A 17,574-nucleotide genomic window follows, 5' to 3' on the forward strand; every position below is an offset into this window, starting at 1 on the left:
CGGGCCAGCAGCCAGGCCCCGGATTCCGCGGTGTCCTACTTCGGGCGCAGCCCGAAGCGCCGCAGACCGTTCCCCGCGAGGGCCCGCATCATCGCCAGCGCAAACCGGCCCTGCCGCCGCGATGACGAGTACCAGACCAACTCCGACTTCTGCGTCGGGATCCGCGGGGCGGTGATCGCCTTTTGACGGCAGAACTTGATCAGCCCGCCGGGCCCACCGGCCCGGTAGCCGATACCGGACTCCTTCCAGCCGCCCATCGGAAGCGACGGGCAGAACACGTTGGTCAGCGCATCGTTGATGTTGACCGCGCCGCATTCCAGCCGCCGTGCCACCCGTTCACCGCGCTCGACGTCACCAGTCCACACCGTCGCCGAGAGGCCATACTTGGAGTCATTGGCCAGCCGGATGGCTTCTTCCTCATCAGCCACCTTGACCACGGGCAGCGTCGGGCCGAAGGTCTCCTCGGCGATACACGACATGGTCGGGGTGACATCGGCGAGCACGGTCGGCTGGAAGAAGGTGCCGACTCCGGTAGGCTTCCCGCCGGCAAGCACCCGCGCCCCCGCGGCCACGGCATCCTGCACGTGACGGTCCACGATGTCACGCTGAGCGGCGGTGGCCATCGCGCCCGTGTCGTATTTGTGACCCGAATCCTCTTGCCCCTGAGCGATATTGCGAACATTCGCGGTGAGCTTGCCGATGAACTCGTCATAGACGGGTGCCTCGACGTACACCCGCTCCACCGAGATGCACACCTGCCCGGAGTTGAACATGCCGCCCCACGCGATGCCGTTGGCCGCACGGTCGATATCGGCGTCGGCCAGCACGATCGCTGGGTCCTTGCCGCCGAGTTCGAGGCTGTACGGGATCAACCGCTCCGCGCAGGCCACCGCGACCTTGCGGCCCGTCGCCGTCGACCCGGTGAAGTGCAGATAATCAGAGTTCTCGATCACAGCCGCGCCCGTCGCGCCGTATCCGGTGGCCAGCCCAAGTATCGGCGGAGCGCCGACCTCGCTCCACCCGCGAGCGAACTCGATCGCTGAAAGTGGCGTCACCTCAGAGGGTTTCAGCAACACAGCTGCTCCGGCCGCCAGCGCGGGCACCACGTCGAGCGCGAGCATGGCGAGCGGGAAATTCCACGGCTCGATGATGCCGACCAGTTGATACGGCCGGTACACCGTGGTGAGCTTCTTGACCTTGTAAATCACGGTGTGCGGCTTGGGGTGCGCGTCAGCCAGGAACGCTTCGGCGTTGCCCGCCCAGTACTTGATCGAGTCGGCGATCGCGACCGGTTCGAGGCTGGCGTCGTTGCGGGACTTGCCCGACTCCGACATCAACACCCCAGTGAGGTGGTCGGCGTTGTCGAGGATCCAGTCCTGCCACTTGTACATCCAGGCCTTGCGTCCGCGCGGGCCGATCGCCTCCCACTCGGTCTGGAACAGCCGCAGTTCGCTGGCCTTGGCGGCCACGGTATCCGCGCCGTCCACCGGCACAGTTCCAGCGACCCGGCCGTCGGCGGGGTTACGCACGGTGATGGTGGCCTGATCGGCCTTGGGCTCGACCGCGGTCATAGCGGTTCCTCTCGCTGGTCGGATCTCGCCTGTGAGCCTAACTTCAGCCGACGCGCTAGAACAGGCCAACCGGTTGGTTGCCTGGGCCGGCGGGCTCGAGCAGCTCTGGTCCGTTGTTACCGACGCTGTTGACCAGAGTCGAGACCTCCCGCAGGTCGATCCCGGTGATATCGGGCGGTGCGGCCAGCAGGTCGTTATCGGCAGGCCGATCCGGGTCCAGCCAGCGGTCCCAATCCCGCTCGTCGACGATCAGCGGCATCCGGTCATGAATCTCGGCGAGCTCCCCCACGGCGTCGGTGGTGATGATCGTGCACGTCAGCAGGGGAGCGCTGTCCTCCTGGCCCGCTGTCCATACCGACCACAACCCGGCCATGAACAGCGGCTCGTCATCGGCGCGGTGCAGATAGAACGGCGTCTTGCGGGCCTTCTTACCGGCCGGAGTGTCCGGGTTGGGTTTCCATTCGTAATAGCCGTCCATCGGCACCAGGCATCGCTTGCTTTTTGCCGATGCCCGAAAGGCCGGCGAGCTGGTGATCTTTTCGGCGCGCGCATTGATCAGCAGAGGACCCTTGGTCTCCGGGGCGCCGTCGGCCGTCGCCTTCACCCACGGTGGCACCAGACCCCAGCGCATTAGCCTGACCCGCCTGGTCGGGGTGTCCTCAGGCTCGGTGTGTCGACTCACGACGGTGGCGACACTGGCTGTCGGCGCGACGTTGTAGTTGGGTCCGCGGGCTTCAGAAGCCGAAGTAGACGCTGTAACTTCATCGATGGCCTGGAGCTTTTCGGCGAGCAGCGCCGGGTCGGTGGTCACCGCGAATCGTCCGCACATGACTCCATGGTGGCGCACGTGAACGACAAGGCAGGATGTATAGCCGTGAGCACCGAGTTGTGGACGGCACCTTCGACAGCGACCGCCGTCGACGCCACCGTGACGGTGCCCGGCTCGAAGTCCCAGACCAACCGCACCTTGATCCTCGCGGCGCTGGCCGCCGCTTCGGGGCAGGGCGACTCCACGATCAGTGGCGCACTGCGCAGCCGCGACACCAACCTGATGATCGGGGCCCTGCAGGCACTGGGCATCGAGGTCACCGGTGCGGACACCGACGTGGTGGTCGGCGGGACTCTCGCGCCCACGCCGCAGACTCGCATCGAATGCGGGCTGGCCGGCACGGTGCTGCGGTTCGTTCCACCCCTGGCGGCGCTGAGCACCGCGGTCGTCACCTTCGACGGTGACGAGCAAGCTCGAACCCGGCCGATCACTCCCCTGCTTGACGGGCTCCGCGGCCTCGGCGTCGACATCGACGGCACCGGGCTACCGTTCGACGTTCGTGCCGCCGGCGCGGTCGACGGCGGCACGGTACACATCGACGCCTCCAGCTCCTCGCAGTTCGTCTCGGGACTGCTGCTGTCCGGCGCCGCTTTCATCCAGGGCCTGACCGTCGTGCACACCGGCCCGTCGCTGCCGTCGGCCCCGCATATCGCGATGACGGTGGCGATGATGCGCGAGGCCGGCGTCGACGTTGACGACACCAAGCCCAACAGGTGGCGGGTGACCGCAGGCCCGATCATTGCCCGGCACTGGGACGTCGAGCCGGACCTGTCCAATTCGGTACCGTTCCTGGCCGCAGCGGTGGTGACCGGCGGAGCCGTGCGCATCACCGGCTGGCCGACGGCCAGCGTGCAACCCGCCAACGCCATTCTCGGCATCCTGCAATTGCTCGGATCGACTGTGCACCAGTCAGACTCGCACCTCGAGCTGCGGGGTCCGCAGTCTTACCGCGGCTTTGACGTGGACCTGCATGACGTGGGCGAGTTGGCCCCGGCGGTGGCGGCGCTGGCGGCACTGGCCGCCCCGGGCTCGGTGTCGCGGCTGAGCGGTATCGCGCATCTGCGCGGTCACGAGACCGACCGGCTGGCGGCTCTGAGCACCGAAATCAACGGGCTAGGCGGCAATTGCGCCGAAACCGACGACGGCCTGGTGATCACTGCCGTACCCCTGCAGGCCGGCACCTGGCATTCCTACGCCGACCACCGGATGGCGATGGCCGGGGCTATCGTCGGGCTGCGGGTACCCGGCCTGATGATCGAGGACATCGCGACCACCGCCAAGACGCTGCCGGACTTCGCGGCACTGTGGACCGAAATGGTGGGCCGCGGTTGAGCCCTCGCGAGTACGACGAGTCCGACGTCAAGATCAGGTCGGGCGGTGGATCGCGGCCGAGAACCAAGACCCGTCCCGAGCACGCGGACGCCGTGTCGGCGATGGTGGTCACCGTCGACCGCGGCAGGTGGGGCTGCGTACTGGAGGGCGACCCGGACCGGAATGTCACCGCGATGCGCGCTCGCGAACTGGGTCGCACCCCGATCGTCGTCGGCGACCACGTCGACGTCGTCGGTGACCTGTCCGGGCGGTCTGACACCCTGGCCCGGATCGTGCGCCGTAGTGATCGGCGAACGGTGTTGCGCCGCACCGCCGATGACACCGATCCCAGCGAGCGTGTGGTCGTCGCCAACGCCGACCAGTTACTCGTCGTGGTGGCGCTGGCCGACCCCCCGCCGCGTACGGGTCTGGTGGACCGCACGCTGATTGCGGCGTATGCCGGCGGGATCAGGCCTATCCTGTGCCTGACGAAAACCGACCTGGCGCCGCCCGCGCCGTTCGCCGAGCAGTTCTGCGACCTGGATCTCACCGTGCTGACCGCCGGACGCGGCGACTCGATCGACGAGGTGGAGCAGCTGCTGACCGGGCAGGTCACCGTGTTGCTCGGCCACTCGGGGGTCGGCAAGTCCACCTTAGTGAATCGCCTTGTGCCCCAGGCCCGCCGGGCGACGGGCGAAGTGTCGGGTGTCGGTAAAGGCAAGCACACCTCGACGCAGTCGGTGGCGCTTCCGTTGCCGGGCGGCGGTTGGGTGATCGACACCCCGGGCATCCGGTCATTCGGCCTGGCCCATATCGAGCCCAACGACGTGATGCGGGCGTTTTCGGATCTGGCTGACGTAATCGAAGAATGCCCCCGTGGCTGTGGCCACATGGGGCCACCCGCAGACCCGGAATGCGCGCTCGACGCGTTGACCGGTGCGCCGGCGCGGCGCGTGGCCGCCGCCAGGCGGCTGCTGTCGGCGTTGTCAGAAACCGCCGCGTATTGATGACTGTTTGCAACACCAAGGGAAAGGGCACGCCGAACAGATGAGCACTATTCCGAGCTTGACATTGAACGATGGCACTTCGATCCCCCAGCTCGGGTTCGGTGTCTTCCAGATCGCACCAGATGAGACCGCGGCAGCGGTGTGCACCGCCCTGGAGATCGGCTATCGCCACATCGACACCGCCGAGATGTACCAGAACGAAAAGGGCGTCGGGGAGGGCATCCGGGATTCCGGCATCAACCGCGGCGAGGTGTACATCACCAGCAAGCTCAGCAACGGTTTCCACAAGCCCGACGATGCGCGACGCGCATTCGACGGGACTATAGCGGCGTTGGGCTTCGACTACGTCGACCTCTTCCTGATCCACTGGCCGCTGCCGGGGCTCTACGACGGCGACTTCATCTCCACCTGGAAGGTGTTGGAGGAGTTCAAGAATGACGGCCGCGCCCGCAGCATCGGGGTGTCCAACTTCCAGATCCACCACCTCGAGCAGCTCGCCCGCGACACTGAGATCGTGCCCGCCGTCAATCAAATCGAAGTGCATCCGTACTTCGCCAACGACACGCTGCGCGGCTACGGCATCGACCACAGCATCCGCACCGAGGCGTGGTCACCGATTGCCCAGGGCGCGGTGCTCGGCGACCCGGTGATCGGTGCGATCGCCGAACGCCACGGCAAGAGCCCGGCTCAGGTGGTGCTGCGCTGGCACATCGAACGCGGCGATATCGTGTTCCCGAAATCCGTTACCCCGGAGCGGATCAAGGAGAACACTGAGATTTTCGACTTCGAGCTGGGCGATGAGGACATTGATGCCATCACCGCACTCGACAAGGGCGAAGCCGGACGCCGGGGCCCCAACCCGGACGACTTCAACTGGATCCCCGATTAAGCCCCGCGGGTAAACGAAATCGACGCTGGCGAGGGAGTTACTCGAACTTCCCTCGCCAGCGTCGATTTCGCTGTAGGCCTTAGCCAGCCTTGGCTGCGCGCCGCTTGGCCCGCACGGCCGCGATAGCGGACTTCAGCCCGCGGCGGGGCTCGTCGCCCAGCTCGTCGAACATGCGCTCGCTGCGCGTCTCGGGCGCGTCGTCGGAGGTGTCGCGCAGGTACTTATCCGGCAGCGACAGCTTGGCGATCGTGCGCCAGGTCTTGGCGTACTGCACCAGGAACGGCCCGCTGGTATAAGGCAGGTCGTACTTATCGCAGACCTGGCGCACCCGCACCGAGATCTCGTGGTACCGGTTGCTGGGCAGGTCGGGGAACAAGTGGTGCTCGATCTGGTACGACAGGTTGCCGGTCATGAAGTCCATGGCCCGGCTGCCGTCGATATTGGCGCTGCCCAGCATTTGGCGCAGGTACCACTTGCCCTTGCTCTCGCCCACCATGTCGGTCTTGGTGAATTTCTCTGCGCCATCAGGGAAGTGCCCGCAGAAGATCACCGCGTTGGCCCACACATTGCGGATTACGTTGGCAATCGCGTTGGCAGTGGCCGTAGAACGATAGCTGGCACCCGGAGACAACGACGTGACCGCCGGAAAGACGACGTAGTCCTTGAGCAGCTGGCGGCTAGCCTTCTCGCCGAACTCTCGCACCCGGATCAGGGTGGCTTTACGGTCGTCGCGACCTTTGGATATCTTGCCCAGCTCCAAGTGCTGCAATCCGACGCCCCACTCGAAGCCGATGGCCAGCAGGGTGTTGAAGAGTAGGTTGCCGTACAGGTTGAACGGCTTCCACTTCGTATCGCGGGTGACGCGGATGACGCCGTAGCCCACATCGTCGTCCATGCCCAAGATGTTGGTGTACTTGTGGTGCATGAAATTGTGGGTGAACCGCCAGTGCTTCGACGCCCCGCTCATGTCCCACTCCCACGATGAGGAGTGAATCTCGGGATCGTTCATCCAATCCCACTGGCCATGCATGACGTTGTGGCCGATCTCCATATTTTCGATGATCTTGGCCACGCCCAGAGTCACAGTGCCGGCCCACCACGCGGATCGCTTGGAGCTCGCGGTGAGCATCAGCCGCCCGGCGATCTCCAGCCCGCGTTGAGCGGCGATCGTGCGGCGGATGTAGCGCGCATCCCGCGCGCCCAGGGAATCCTCAATGTCCTGGCGGATGGAGTCGAGCTCGACCGCCAGGCTGTCGATATCAGCTTCGGTCAGATGCGTAAAGGCATCAACTTCGGTTACAGCCATTGGTCATGCCTCCCTTCTAGTAACCTACGCTACCGTAACCTACGTTTCCGTAGGTTACTAGCTAGTAAACCTCAGACGTCGATCACACAGTCGCCCGAAGCAGCCGAAACACAGGTTTGAATTCGAGTACCCGGCTCGTGCTCGACGCCGGTGCGCAGATCACGGACATGCCCTTCGACCAGGGGCACCACGCAGGACTGACAGATGCCCATGCGGCAGCCGAAGGGCATCCGCAACCCGGCCGACTCGCCGGCCTCCATCAACGATGTCGCAGCGTCCGCCGCCACCGTCTTGCCACTGCGGCCGAACGTCACGGCGCCACCCTGCCCGTGCGCGGCCGCCCGGGACGCCGCGAACCGCTCGAGGTGCAGCTGGTCGCCGATCCCGGCCGCCTGCCATACCTTCTCGGCCTCGGTGAGCATTCCTTCGGGACCACACGCCCAGGTCTGGCGCTGCCGCCAGTCCGGGGCTACGCCGTCGAGCTGACGCAGATCCAGGCGCCCCTGGGTCCGGGTGGTGCGCACAGTCAGCCGGTAGGTGTCGTGGTCGCGGGCCAGCTCGGCCAGCTCGGCGGCGAACATCACGTCGGATTCAGTTGGGGCGGAATGAATGTGGACGATATCGCCGATCTGGCCACGACGCGTCAGGGTCCGCAGCATCGACATCACCGGGGTGATGCCGGAGCCGCCGGTGAGGAACAGCACCGAGGCGGGCGCAGGATCGGGCAACACGAAGTTGCCCTGCGGCGCGGCCAGCCGGACGATCGTGCCGGGTGTCACTCCCCCGACCAGGTGGGTGGACAGGAAACCCTCGGGCATGGCCTTGACGGTGATCGTGATCGTCCGCGAACGACCGGTGCCGTCGGAGTGCGGGCTGGACGTCAGGGAGTACGACCGCCACCGCCAGCGGCCGTCGACCAGCAGGCCGATGCCGATGTACTGGCCGGGCTGATAATCGAAGGTGAAACCCCAGCCGGGTTTGATCACCAGTGTCGCCGAGTCCTCGGTTTCCCGGCGGACCTCGAGCACCCGGCCGCGCATCTCGCGCGCCGACCACAACGGGTTGGCCAGCTGCAGGTAATCGTCGGGCAGCAGCGGTGTGGTGATGCGCCCGAAGAGGGCCCGCACCGCGTCGATCGCGGGGTTTCGCCCCTCGCCGACCACCGTGGGCCGAATCGTGTCCACCACGTTCGCACTGATCTTGACCTGGTTTTTCACCATCACGCATCTCCTACTGGCCGTTAACCTACGGTACCGTAACTTACGGTCCCGTATCTAGGCGTTCAGAGCAAATCGAGCAGAAACGGCAGCTCCTGGGTGGCGTACCAGGCCAGGGCGTGGTCCTGGGCGTCGCCCACGATGAACTCGGCGTCGTCGTCGCCCAGATCGGCGTCGTCGACGACGGCGATCGCGGCCTTCACGGCGGGTTCGGCGTCGGGATTGTCCACGTAGGCAGCGACTACCTGATCCAGGTTCACCCGGCCGCTCACCCGCACCACCGCGTCGTCCAGATCCGGTCGCACCGTGGCATCGGCGTCCGCGATGACGACCGCCCGGCGCAGCGGCAACCCACCATCGGCGTGGCCCGCCTCAGCAGCCAGCAGACGCAGCGACGCCAGCGCCGCCTCGCCAATCGCGACCTCGGCCAGCTCCTCGTCGTCGCCCTCGGCGTAGGACTCCCGCAGGGTCGGCGTGACGGCGAACGCCGTCCCGCTCAGCGGCTGGAGCGATCCGTCAGCAACCAGCTGCTGCAGCATGGCCAAGGTGGCCGGGACATAGACCCGCATCAGTCTCCGAACAACGTGGAGACGTGGTCATCGACATAGGTCGACACCTCCCGCGATGGGCGCCGATAGTTGCCTATCAGCGGTCGTTTGGGCAGTTCGACCGGCGGCTGCGGAACTTCCTCGTAATTGATGCCGGCCAGCAGGTGGGCCATCATGTTGAGCCGGGCATGCTTCTTGTCGTCGGACTCCACGACAATCCAGGGGCTGGTCGGGAGGTCGGTGTGCACCATCATCTCGTCTTTGGCCCGGGAGTAGTCCTCCCAGCGGTACACCGACTCCAGATCCATCGGGCTCAGCTTCCAGCGCCGCAGCGGATCGTTGCGGCGAGATTTGAACCGGCGCAACTGCTCGTCGTCGGAGACCGAGAACCAGTACTTGCGCACGATGATCCCGTCGTCGATCAGCATCTGCTCGAAGATCGGGCACTGCCGCAGAAACAGGGCGTGCTCCTTGGGCGTGCAGAACCCCATCACCCGCTCGACACCGGCGCGGTTGTACCAGGACCGGTCGAACAGGACGATCTCACCGCGAGCCGGCAGGTGCTCGATATAGCGCTGGAAGTACCACTGGCCGCGCTCACGTTCGGTGGGCGCGGGCAACGCGGCGATGCGGACCGCGCGCGGGCTCAGATATTCGGTGACACGTTTGATGGTGCCGCCCTTGCCAGCCGCGTCCCGCCCTTCGAACAGGACGACGATCCGCGTACCGGTGGCTTTGACCCACTCCTGCATCTTCACCAATTCGGTTTGCAGCCGGAACAATTCGGCTTTGTACACGTCTTTGGGGATCTTGCGCTTCTTGACCGAAGCGTCACCATCGGAGTCGCTCGTGCTCATCGCCGAATCCTACGTCTACTGAGCGGCTTCGAGCAGTTCGTCGAGCGATTCGGCCAGCAGCGTGGGCAATACATCGACATCACTCATGGCGTCGCGGTCGGCGTTGATGCCGAAATACAACATGCCGCAATACGACGTCACACCGATGGCCAACACCTGATTGTGCAATAGCGGTGGTACCGCGAACGTCTCCAACAGCTTGGCCCCGGCCACGTACATCTGTGACTGCGGACCGGGCACATTGGTGATCAGCAGGTTGAACTGGCGGGCGGAGAACTGGGTGGCAACCCGGGTACCCATCGCGTGCAGTGTCGGAGGCGCGAACCCGGACAGTGTGACGATGGTGCGGGCATCAACCAGACTGGCCGCCGCCGAATGCGATTCGGTGGTGTGCGCGATCTGGGACAGCCGTACCACGGCGTTGCCCTCACCCACCGGCAGGTCGACGAGAAACGGTGCCACCTCACTGATGGCCTGGCCGGGAGACGAGTCCAGGACAGCCTCGGGATACACCGACGTGGGCGCCATCGCCCGCACCGTCGAGCTGTTGGTGACCGGCTCACCGCGCGAGAGCAGCCAGTTACGCAGGGCGCCGGCGATAACCGCCAGCACCACGTCGTTGACATCGCAGTCATAGCGCGACCGCACCAGCCGGTAATCGGCCAGCGAGCCGACGGCGACGGTGAACCGGCGGTTGCGAGAGACCTTCGTGTTCAGCGGACTGTTCGGTGCGGTACCGCGAGCGACGGTGCGCGCGACGTCGGTCAGCCGCCGCGCCATCTCGACCAGCTCGCCGCTGTTGGTGGCGAGCTCCTCGATGGCCGAGCGGACCGCCCGCAGCTGCACTCGCGGCCGCGCCAGCCACTCCCCGACCGCGCCGATCAGGAGCTGATTGTTGGTGGGCTCGCGGCCCGGGATCCAGATGTCCTCACCGAACGTCGGTGGCTTCTGGGTGCGGTCGGCGACGACGTGGCCGACTTCCAGTGCCGTCATCCCGTTGACCAGGGCCTGATGGGACTTGGTGTAGATCGCCTGCCGGTTCTTGGCCAGGCCCTCGATGAGGTACATCTCCCACAGCGGGCGGGACCGGTCCAGCGGGCGCGAACCCAACCGGGCGATGAGTTCGTGTAGCTGCGCATCGCTGCCCGGGGACGGCAGCGCGGAGCGCCGCACGTGGTAGGTGATGTCGAAGTCGGGATCGTCCACCCACACCGGACGAGCCAGGCCAAGGGTCACCTCGCGGATTTTCTGCCGGTAGCGCGGGATCTGCGGCAGGCGACGTTCGACGGTCTCCAGCAGGCTTTCGTAACTGAGGCCGGATCGAGGCTTGCGCAGGATCGACAGCGAGCCCACGTACATCGGGGTCGCGGTGTTCTCCAGGTGATAAAACGACGCATCCGATGCTGACAACCGAGCCACCATCGTCGCGCAATTCCCCTCACCGAAGTAATCCCCGACTCCGTCTCGACACGGTAGCCGCCAACCCCCCACCCCCGCATCGCGGGTGCACACACCGACGCGACGAGTGTGCCACTATGGTGCCAACGGCTCGCCCCTCTCCGGCGGCCGGTCCCTATCGACCGATCACCGGAGAGTGTCCATGTCCTGCGTCGTTCCCGTCGTCGACTATGAGCCAACCGTCCTGCGCGCCGCACCCGAGCGGGTGCGTCTGCTGCGCCCACGCGGTGGCAGCGTGCCGCCCCCGCCACCGCCACCGGTCGAGTCCGGTCCGGTTCGGGCCGCGGCCGGGTTCGCCGATGCGGCGCTGAGGCGAGTCCTCGAAGTGCTCGATCGCAGGCGCTCACTGGCGCAGCTGCGCCCGCTACTGGCCGCCGGGCTGGTGGACTCACTGCTGCCCGCCGTAGCCCACCACGAAGGTCATGGCACCGCGCGACTACGCCGGTTGCGGGTTCAGCCGGTGGGGACCGACGGATCGGTCGCCGAGGTGGCAGCCATCTACAGCCGAGACGACCGCACCCACGCCATCGCCTGCCGGGTCGAGCAGGTGGCCACCCCAACCGGCTTGCGCTGGCAGGTGGTGGCGCTACACCTCGGCTGAGGGGGCTAGCCCCGACGCAGGGTCCGGCCGCCCTTGGCCTGCTTACGGGCCGCCTCGCGACGTTCCTTGCGCGTCGTGCCGGCGGCGGCTGCCGCATGCTTGCCGCCACCGTTGCGCTGCACCTCGGCCGAACCGTCTTCTGCAGGGCCGGAGTACGTCAGCTGGCGCGAGCTCTCGTCGTCAATTCCCTTGGCGTGCAAGGCGGCCGGTGCCGGCTCTTGCTGCTGACCAGCCAGATCAGCCAAGCCCTGCGGGGTGTCGACGGCACCGACCGCCGGTTGCGGCGTCGCCTCCACCTGGACGTTGAACAGGAAGCCGACCGACTCCTCCTTGAGGCCGTCGAGCATGCCGACGAACATGTCGTAGCCCTCGCGCTGGTACTCGACCAACGGGTCACGCTGCGCCATGGCCCGCAGGCCGATGCCTTCCTTGAGGTAGTCCATCTCGTAGAGGTGCTCACGCCACTTGCGGTCGATCACGTTGAGCAACACGTTGCGCTCCAGCTGGCGCATGGCACCCTCACCGGCCATCGCGGTGATCTCCGCTTCCCGTGCGGCATAAGCCTTTTCAGCATCCTCAACCAGTGCATCGAGGAGCTCTTCGCGGGTCAGCTCACCGGGCTCGCCGACGGCGTCGAAGTCCAGCAGGTCGTGATGGTCGATGCCCACCGGATAGAGCTGCCGCAGGGCGGTCCATAGCTGCTCAAGATCCCAGTCCTCGGCGTAGCCCTCGGCGGTCGCGCCGTCGACGTAGGCGGTGATGACGTCGACCAGCATGTCGCGGGCCTGCTGCTCGAGGTTCTCGCCCTCCAGAATCCGGCGGCGCTCCTCGTAGATGACCTTGCGCTGCTGGTTCATCACCTCGTCGTACTTGAGCACGTTCTTGCGGATCTCGAAGTTCTGCTGCTCGACCTGGGTCTGCGCGCTCTTGATGGCGCGGGTGACCATCTTGGCCTCGATCGGCACGTCGTCAGGCAGGTTGAGCCGGGTCAACAGGCTTTCCAGGGTGGCGCCGTTGAATCGCCGCATGAGCTCGTCACCCAGCGACAGGTAGAACCGGGACTCGCCGGGGTCGCCCTGACGACCGGAACGCCCGCGGAGCTGATTGTCGATACGGCGCGACTCGTGGCGCTCGGTGCCCAGCACGTAGAGGCCGCCGACCTCGATGACGTGCTCGGCCTCTTCGGCGGCCTGAGCCTTGATCTTCGGCAGCTCCTCCTGCCAGGCTGCCTCGTACTCGTCGGGGGTCTCGACCGGATCCAGGCCCCGCTCACGCAGCCGGAGATCCAGCAGGAAGTCGACGTTGCCGCCCAGCACGACGTCAGTGCCGCGGCCGGCCATGTTGGTGGCCACCGTGATCGCGCCGCGCCGGCCGGCACCGGCGATGATGGCGGCCTCCTGCTCGTGGAACTTCGCGTTGAGCACGTTGTGCGGGACGCGACGCTTGGTGAACTGACGCGACAGGTACTCCGAACGCTCCACGCTGGTGGTGCCGATCAGGACCGGCTGACCCTTCTCGTAGCGCTCGGTGACATCGTCGACGACGGCGATGTACTTGGCTTCCTCGGTCTTGTAGATCAGGTCGGTCTGATCCTTGCGGAGCATCGGCCGGTTCGTCGGGATCGGGACCACACCGAGCTTGTAGATCTCGTGCAGCTCGGCGGCCTCGGTCTCGGCGGTACCGGTCATCCCGGCGAGCTTGTCGTAGAGCCGGAAGTAGTTCTGCAGGGTGATCGTGGCCAGCGTCTGGTTCTCGGCCTTGATCTCGACGTTCTCTTTGGCCTCGATGGCCTGGTGCATGCCCTCGTTGTAGCGGCGCCCGATCAGCACGCGGCCGGTGAACTCGTCGACGATCAGCACCTCGCCGTTGCGGACGATGTACTCCTTGTCGCGCTCGAACAGCTCCTTGGCCTTCAGCGAGTTGTTCAGGTAGTTCACCAGCGGTGAGTTGGCAGCCTCATAGAGGTTGTCGATGCCGAGCTGATCCTCGACGAACTCCACACCAAGCTCGTGCACACCGATCGTGCGCTTCTTGATGTCGACCTCGTAGTGGGTGTCCTTCTTCAGCAGCGGGGCCAGCCGGGCGAACTCGGAGTACCAGTGCGAGGCGCCATCGGCCGGGCCGGAGATGATCAGCGGGGTGCGGGCTTCGTCGATCAGGATCGAGTCGACCTCGTCGACGACGGCGAAGTTGTGGCCGCGCTGCACCATCTCCTCGACCGAATGCGCCATGTTGTCGCGCAGATAGTCGAAGCCGAACTCGTTGTTCGTGCCGTAGGTGATGTCGGCGGCGTACGCCGCCCGGCGCTCGTCGGGGCTCAGCCCGGACAAGATGACACCGACCTCGAGCCCCAGGAAGCGGTGCACGCGGCCCATCCACTCGCTGTCGCGCTTGGCCAGGTAATCGTTGACCGTGACGACGTGGACGCCATCGCCGGACAGCGCGTTGAGATAGGCCGGAAGCACACAGGTCAGGGTCTTGCCCTCACCGGTCTTCATCTCCGCGACGTTGCCGAAATGCAGGGCCGCGCCGCCCATCAACTGGACGTCGAAGTGGCGCTGGCTCAGCACCCGCCAGGCCGCCTCACGTGCGACGGCGAAAGCCTCGGGCAATAGGTCATCGAGGCTTTCGCCGTCCGCGACGCGCTTCTTGAACTCGTCGGTCTTGGCCCGCAGCTCACCGTCGGAGAGCTTCTCTACATCGTCGGACAAGGTGTTGACATAGTCAGCCACCCCCTTGAGGCGCTTGACCATGCGGCCTTCACCAAGGCGCAGCAACTTCGACAGCACATTTTCCCCTAGCTTGGAGGCTTAAGCGTTCTCCATCCTAGGTGACGCTCTTGGCGAGTCCGGGCCGCGGCGATCAGCCCAGCCGGATCAGCCCGTAGTCATAGGCATGCCGGCGGTAGACGACGGACGGCCGATCGGTCTCCTTGTCCTGGAACAAGAAGAAGTCGTGACCGACCAGCTCCATCTCGTAGAGGGCGTCGTCCACGGTCATCGGCTTGGCGGGGTGCTCCTTGGTGCGCACGATGCGGCCGGGCTCGTGGTCGTCGAGCGGCGCCTCCTGGACGGCGGACTTGTCTTGTGTGAAGGCCGCCGTCGCGTCGATGAGGGGTGTCAACGCGGTCGCCTCGTGCAGCGAGACCGGCGTCTTGTCGCCGTAGTGAACCTTGCGCCGGTCCTTGGTGCGCCGCAGCCGATTCTCGAGTTTGCGGACGGCGGCCTCGAACGCACCGTAGAAGCTCTCTGCGCAGGCCTCACCACGAACGACCGGACCGCGACCTCGCGCGGTGATCTCGACGTGCTGGCAGTTCTTGCGTTGGCGACGGTTGCGTTCGTGCTCGAGCTCGACGTCGAAGCGGTAGATCGAGCGGTCGAACCGTTCGAGGCGAGCGAGTTTCTCCGCTACATAGACGCGGTAGTGATCGGGGATCTCGACGTTGCGGCCGCACACCTGCACTTCGGCTTCGGCTTCGGCAAGGTCGTCTTCGTCAGTCAGCAATTGACCGGTGTTCACGGATTCGATTGACATGCTTGACAACTCGTTTCTCTTACGGGTTGCACGCACTCAGGCGTGCCGGCCTGTCTTCGATAACTGCGCCGACAGGTTAAGCACGAGCCTCACTCGCCGGCGCCAGGGGTCGAGAAACCTCACCTCCTACCGTTTTCGGCGAAGTGGCGGGCCTGATTTTGTGTAGGCCAGCCCCGCGATGTGTTCACGGTGTGTTGGCTCCGAAGGTAGTCGTTGTTCACGGGGTGGTGCCACCTTTTCGACGCCCCCGTTTCCAAGTCTTTCGACCTCTGTCACAACGGCGATCTACCTGGCCTGGTCAGGCCTGCGCGAGGGTCAGCACGGCCGTTACATTCGCGCCGGCTTTTTGCAACATCCGCACCGCTTCGCGAGCGGTGGCGCCGGTGGTGACGATGTCGTCGACGAGCAGGACGTCGCCTCCGACCGGCTTGGTGATCTTGATGCGGCCGTTGAGGTTGCGTTCGCGGTCGGCACTCGTGAGGCCAACGGAGTCGCGGACCATAGCGCGGGTTGTGAGGGCTTTGACGACAGCGATCTCCGGGTGGTTCCGGGTGGCTCGTTGCGCGATGCGGGTGACGGGATCACCGCCGCGCCGGCGGGCGGCCAATGCGCGCGTCGGGGCCGGGACGATGGTGAACGGGGTGTCGAGGATGCCCCAGCTCAGGAGCTGGTGGATGCCGAGGGCCAGGGCGTGGGCCAGCGGGCCGGCAAGGTCTCGGCGGCCGTGCTCTTTGAACGCGACGATGGCTTGGCGGCGCGAGCCGGCGTAGCGGCCCAAGGCGAAGACGGGCACGCCCGGGTCGACGCGTGGGGTGACGAGGTGGGGTTCGTCGGTGTGCACCTTCAGGCTTGCGGCGCAGGTGTCGCACCAGGGGGTCGACGGTGCGCCGCAACCTCCGCATTCCAACGGGAGGACGAGGTCGCCAATGAGCATGGAGACAGTCTGAACGCAGGGGGTGACACGCCTGCTCGCATAGCCCCCGGCGGAATCCTCACGAACGTTCCGATGTACGGAGTGGACAGTCTTCCCTCCTAAATTAGACACTTCGGCCACAGGTAGGTGCGCCGGTCAGTCCCTAGCCTTGATGGCATGACATTCCCGCTGATCGCCGGAACCGAACTGGCGCAAGTGCGACGCCTGGTCACCGAGATTCCGGGGCCACGCTCCCGCGAGCTGGCAGCCCGCCGCGCCGCTGCGCTGCCACACGGGCTGGTCAGCGGCACCGGTGTGTATGCCGCGGCAGCCGGCGGTGGCGTCCTAGTCGACGTCGACGACAACGCCTTCATCGACCTGGGCAGCGGCATCGCCGTCACCACCGTCGGCAACTCCGCACCTGCGGTGGTGAGGCGGGCCACCGAGCAACTCGCGCAGTTCACCCACACATGCTTCCTGGCCACGCCCTACGAGGGCTACATCGCAGTCGCCGAACGCCTCAACGCCCTCACCCCCGGCACCCACGACAAGCGCACCGCACTGTTCAACACCGGTGCCGAAGCCGTCGAGAATGCCGTGAAGTACGCCCGCGTCGCGACTGGGCGCCCGGCCGTCGTGGTGTTCGACCACGCATTCCACGGCCGCTCCCTGCTGGCGATGACGATGACCGCCAAGAACCAGCCCTATAAGCACCAATTCGGCCCGTTCGCCCCAGAGGTGTACCGGACACCGATGGCCTACCCCTACCGCTGGCCGTCTGGACCCGACAACTGCGCCGCAGAAGCATTCGGCGCGTTGACACAGTTGGTCGACAGCCAACTCGGTGCCGACGCGGTGGCCTGTGTGGTGGTCGAACCCATCCAGGGCGAAGGCGGATTCATCGTTCCCGCACCGGGATTTCTGACGATGGTGGCCGACTTCTGCCGCGAGCGTGGCATCCTGCTCGTCGCCGACGAGGTGCAGACCGGCATCGCGCGCACCGGCGCCTGGTTCGCCTGCGAGCACGAGGAGTTGGTACCCGACCTCATCACCACCGCGAAGGGGCTGGCCGGCGGCCTGCCGCTGGCTGCGGTCACCGGGCGCGCCGATGTCATGGACGCCGCACACGCCGGCGGTATCGGGGGCACCTATGCCGGCAACCCGGTGGCCTGCGCCGCCGCCCTCGGCGCGTTCGACGAAATCGAAACCAATGGACTGCTCGCCCGTGCCCGCGACATCGGCGAGCTGATGGTGCGCGAACTGCAGTCCATCGCCGCCAGCTCGGGTGTGATCGGTGAGATCCGCGGCCGCGGCGCCATGATCGCCGCCGAACTGGTCATCCCCGGCACCACCGAACCCAACCGCGACGCCGTCGCCGCGGTGTCCCGGCACTGCCACGACAACGGTGTATTAACTTTAACCGCAGGCACTTTCGGCAACGTTCTGCGCTTCCTTCCGCCCCTGACCATCCCCGACGAGCTGCTGCTCGATGCCTTCGGCGTGTTGCGCGCCGGCTTTGCCACCCTCTGAAAG

The 17,574-nt window shown here is 66.1% G+C and carries 15 protein-coding genes; 5 read left to right on the top strand and 10 right to left on the bottom strand.

Going from position 1 to position 17,574, the window contains the following annotated elements; translation table 11 throughout:
* Positions 1-35: 35 nt before the first annotated feature.
* Together G6N13_RS01800 and G6N13_RS01805 are read right to left on the bottom strand one after the other, a co-directional pair.
* Positions 36-1,571 carry an aldehyde dehydrogenase family protein gene (locus G6N13_RS01800; protein WP_163694563.1) on the bottom strand — a complete coding sequence of 512 codons (1,536 nt, stop codon included), beginning with the start codon at positions 1,569-1,571 and terminating at the stop codon, positions 36-38.
* Positions 1,572-1,626: 55 nt separating this feature from the next.
* Positions 1,627-2,400 carry an SOS response-associated peptidase gene (locus G6N13_RS01805; RefSeq protein WP_163694564.1) on the bottom strand — a complete coding sequence of 258 codons (774 nt, stop codon included), beginning with the start codon at positions 2,398-2,400 and terminating at the stop codon, positions 1,627-1,629.
* Between the two features lie 6 nt (positions 2,401-2,406).
* Between G6N13_RS01805 and aroA the strand changes: the two genes are divergently transcribed.
* Genes aroA through G6N13_RS01820 form a run of 3 tightly spaced genes read left to right on the top strand, consistent with a single transcriptional unit; the run spans position 2,407 to position 5,607 of the window.
* Positions 2,407-3,732 (top strand): 3-phosphoshikimate 1-carboxyvinyltransferase, encoded by a 1,326-nt coding sequence (gene aroA, locus G6N13_RS01810; RefSeq protein ID WP_163694565.1) that lies wholly within the window; start codon positions 2,407-2,409, stop codon positions 3,730-3,732.
* Positions 3,729-4,718 carry a ribosome small subunit-dependent GTPase A gene (gene rsgA / locus G6N13_RS01815; protein WP_163694566.1) on the top strand — a complete coding sequence of 330 codons (990 nt, stop codon included), beginning with the start codon at positions 3,729-3,731 and terminating at the stop codon, positions 4,716-4,718. Before aroA ends, rsgA begins: the two co-directional genes overlap by 4 nt.
* A 40-nt stretch (positions 4,719-4,758) precedes the next feature.
* The gene (locus G6N13_RS01820; protein WP_163694567.1) at positions 4,759-5,607 is read left to right on the top strand and encodes an aldo/keto reductase; all 849 of its coding nucleotides are present in this window, start codon (positions 4,759-4,761) and stop codon (positions 5,605-5,607) included.
* 79 nt (positions 5,608-5,686) lie between these two features.
* On the opposite strand, the gene G6N13_RS01825 is transcribed toward G6N13_RS01820, so the two are convergent.
* The 5 genes from G6N13_RS01825 to G6N13_RS01845 form a co-directional block, all read right to left on the bottom strand.
* Complete coding sequence (locus G6N13_RS01825) at positions 5,687-6,913, bottom strand: fatty acid desaturase family protein (protein WP_163694568.1); 1,227 nt, start codon at positions 6,911-6,913, stop codon at positions 5,687-5,689.
* Between the two features lie 71 nt (positions 6,914-6,984).
* Complete coding sequence (locus tag G6N13_RS01830; protein ID WP_163694569.1) at positions 6,985-8,133, bottom strand: ferredoxin reductase; 1,149 nt, start codon at positions 8,131-8,133, stop codon at positions 6,985-6,987.
* 62 nt (positions 8,134-8,195) lie between these two features.
* Positions 8,196-8,702 carry a DUF6912 family protein gene (locus tag G6N13_RS01835; RefSeq protein WP_163701534.1) on the bottom strand — a complete coding sequence of 169 codons (507 nt, stop codon included), beginning with the start codon at positions 8,700-8,702 and terminating at the stop codon, positions 8,196-8,198.
* Positions 8,699-9,535 carry a polyphosphate kinase 2 gene (ppk2, locus tag G6N13_RS01840; RefSeq protein WP_163694570.1) on the bottom strand — a complete coding sequence of 279 codons (837 nt, stop codon included), beginning with the start codon at positions 9,533-9,535 and terminating at the stop codon, positions 8,699-8,701. Before ppk2 ends, G6N13_RS01835 begins: the two co-directional genes overlap by 4 nt.
* A gap of 15 nt (positions 9,536-9,550) precedes the next feature.
* The gene (locus G6N13_RS01845; RefSeq protein WP_163694571.1) at positions 9,551-10,957 is read right to left on the bottom strand and encodes a WS/DGAT/MGAT family O-acyltransferase; all 1,407 of its coding nucleotides are present in this window, start codon (positions 10,955-10,957) and stop codon (positions 9,551-9,553) included.
* A 178-nt stretch (positions 10,958-11,135) separates the two neighbouring features.
* Between G6N13_RS01845 and G6N13_RS01850 the strand changes: the two genes are divergently transcribed.
* Complete coding sequence (locus G6N13_RS01850) at positions 11,136-11,594, top strand: Rv3235 family protein (protein ID WP_163694572.1); 459 nt, start codon at positions 11,136-11,138, stop codon at positions 11,592-11,594.
* 5 nt (positions 11,595-11,599) lie between these two features.
* On the opposite strand, the gene secA is transcribed toward G6N13_RS01850, so the two are convergent.
* The 3 genes from secA to G6N13_RS01865 all read right to left on the bottom strand — a co-directional run bounded on the left by secA (position 11,600) and on the right by G6N13_RS01865 (position 16,056).
* Positions 11,600-14,383, bottom strand: coding sequence for a preprotein translocase subunit SecA (gene secA, locus G6N13_RS01855; protein WP_163694573.1), 2,784 nt, complete (start codon positions 14,381-14,383; stop codon positions 11,600-11,602).
* Between the two features lie 73 nt (positions 14,384-14,456).
* Positions 14,457-15,128: a ribosome hibernation-promoting factor, HPF/YfiA family gene (gene hpf / locus G6N13_RS01860; RefSeq protein WP_179965056.1), complete on the bottom strand. Its 672-nt coding sequence runs from the start codon at positions 15,126-15,128 to the stop codon at positions 14,457-14,459.
* A gap of 298 nt (positions 15,129-15,426) precedes the next feature.
* Complete coding sequence (locus G6N13_RS01865; RefSeq protein WP_163701540.1) at positions 15,427-16,056, bottom strand: ComF family protein; 630 nt, start codon at positions 16,054-16,056, stop codon at positions 15,427-15,429.
* Between the two features lie 162 nt (positions 16,057-16,218).
* On the opposite strand from G6N13_RS01865, the gene gabT reads away from it, so the two are divergent.
* Positions 16,219-17,571, top strand: a complete 1,353-nt coding sequence (gene gabT / locus G6N13_RS01870) for a 4-aminobutyrate--2-oxoglutarate transaminase (protein WP_163694574.1) — start codon at positions 16,219-16,221, stop codon at positions 17,569-17,571.
* Positions 17,572-17,574: the final 3 nt, after the last annotated feature.

Source organism: Mycolicibacterium sarraceniae (assembly GCF_010731875.1).
Classification (GTDB): domain Bacteria; phylum Actinomycetota; class Actinomycetes; order Mycobacteriales; family Mycobacteriaceae; genus Mycobacterium; species Mycobacterium sarraceniae.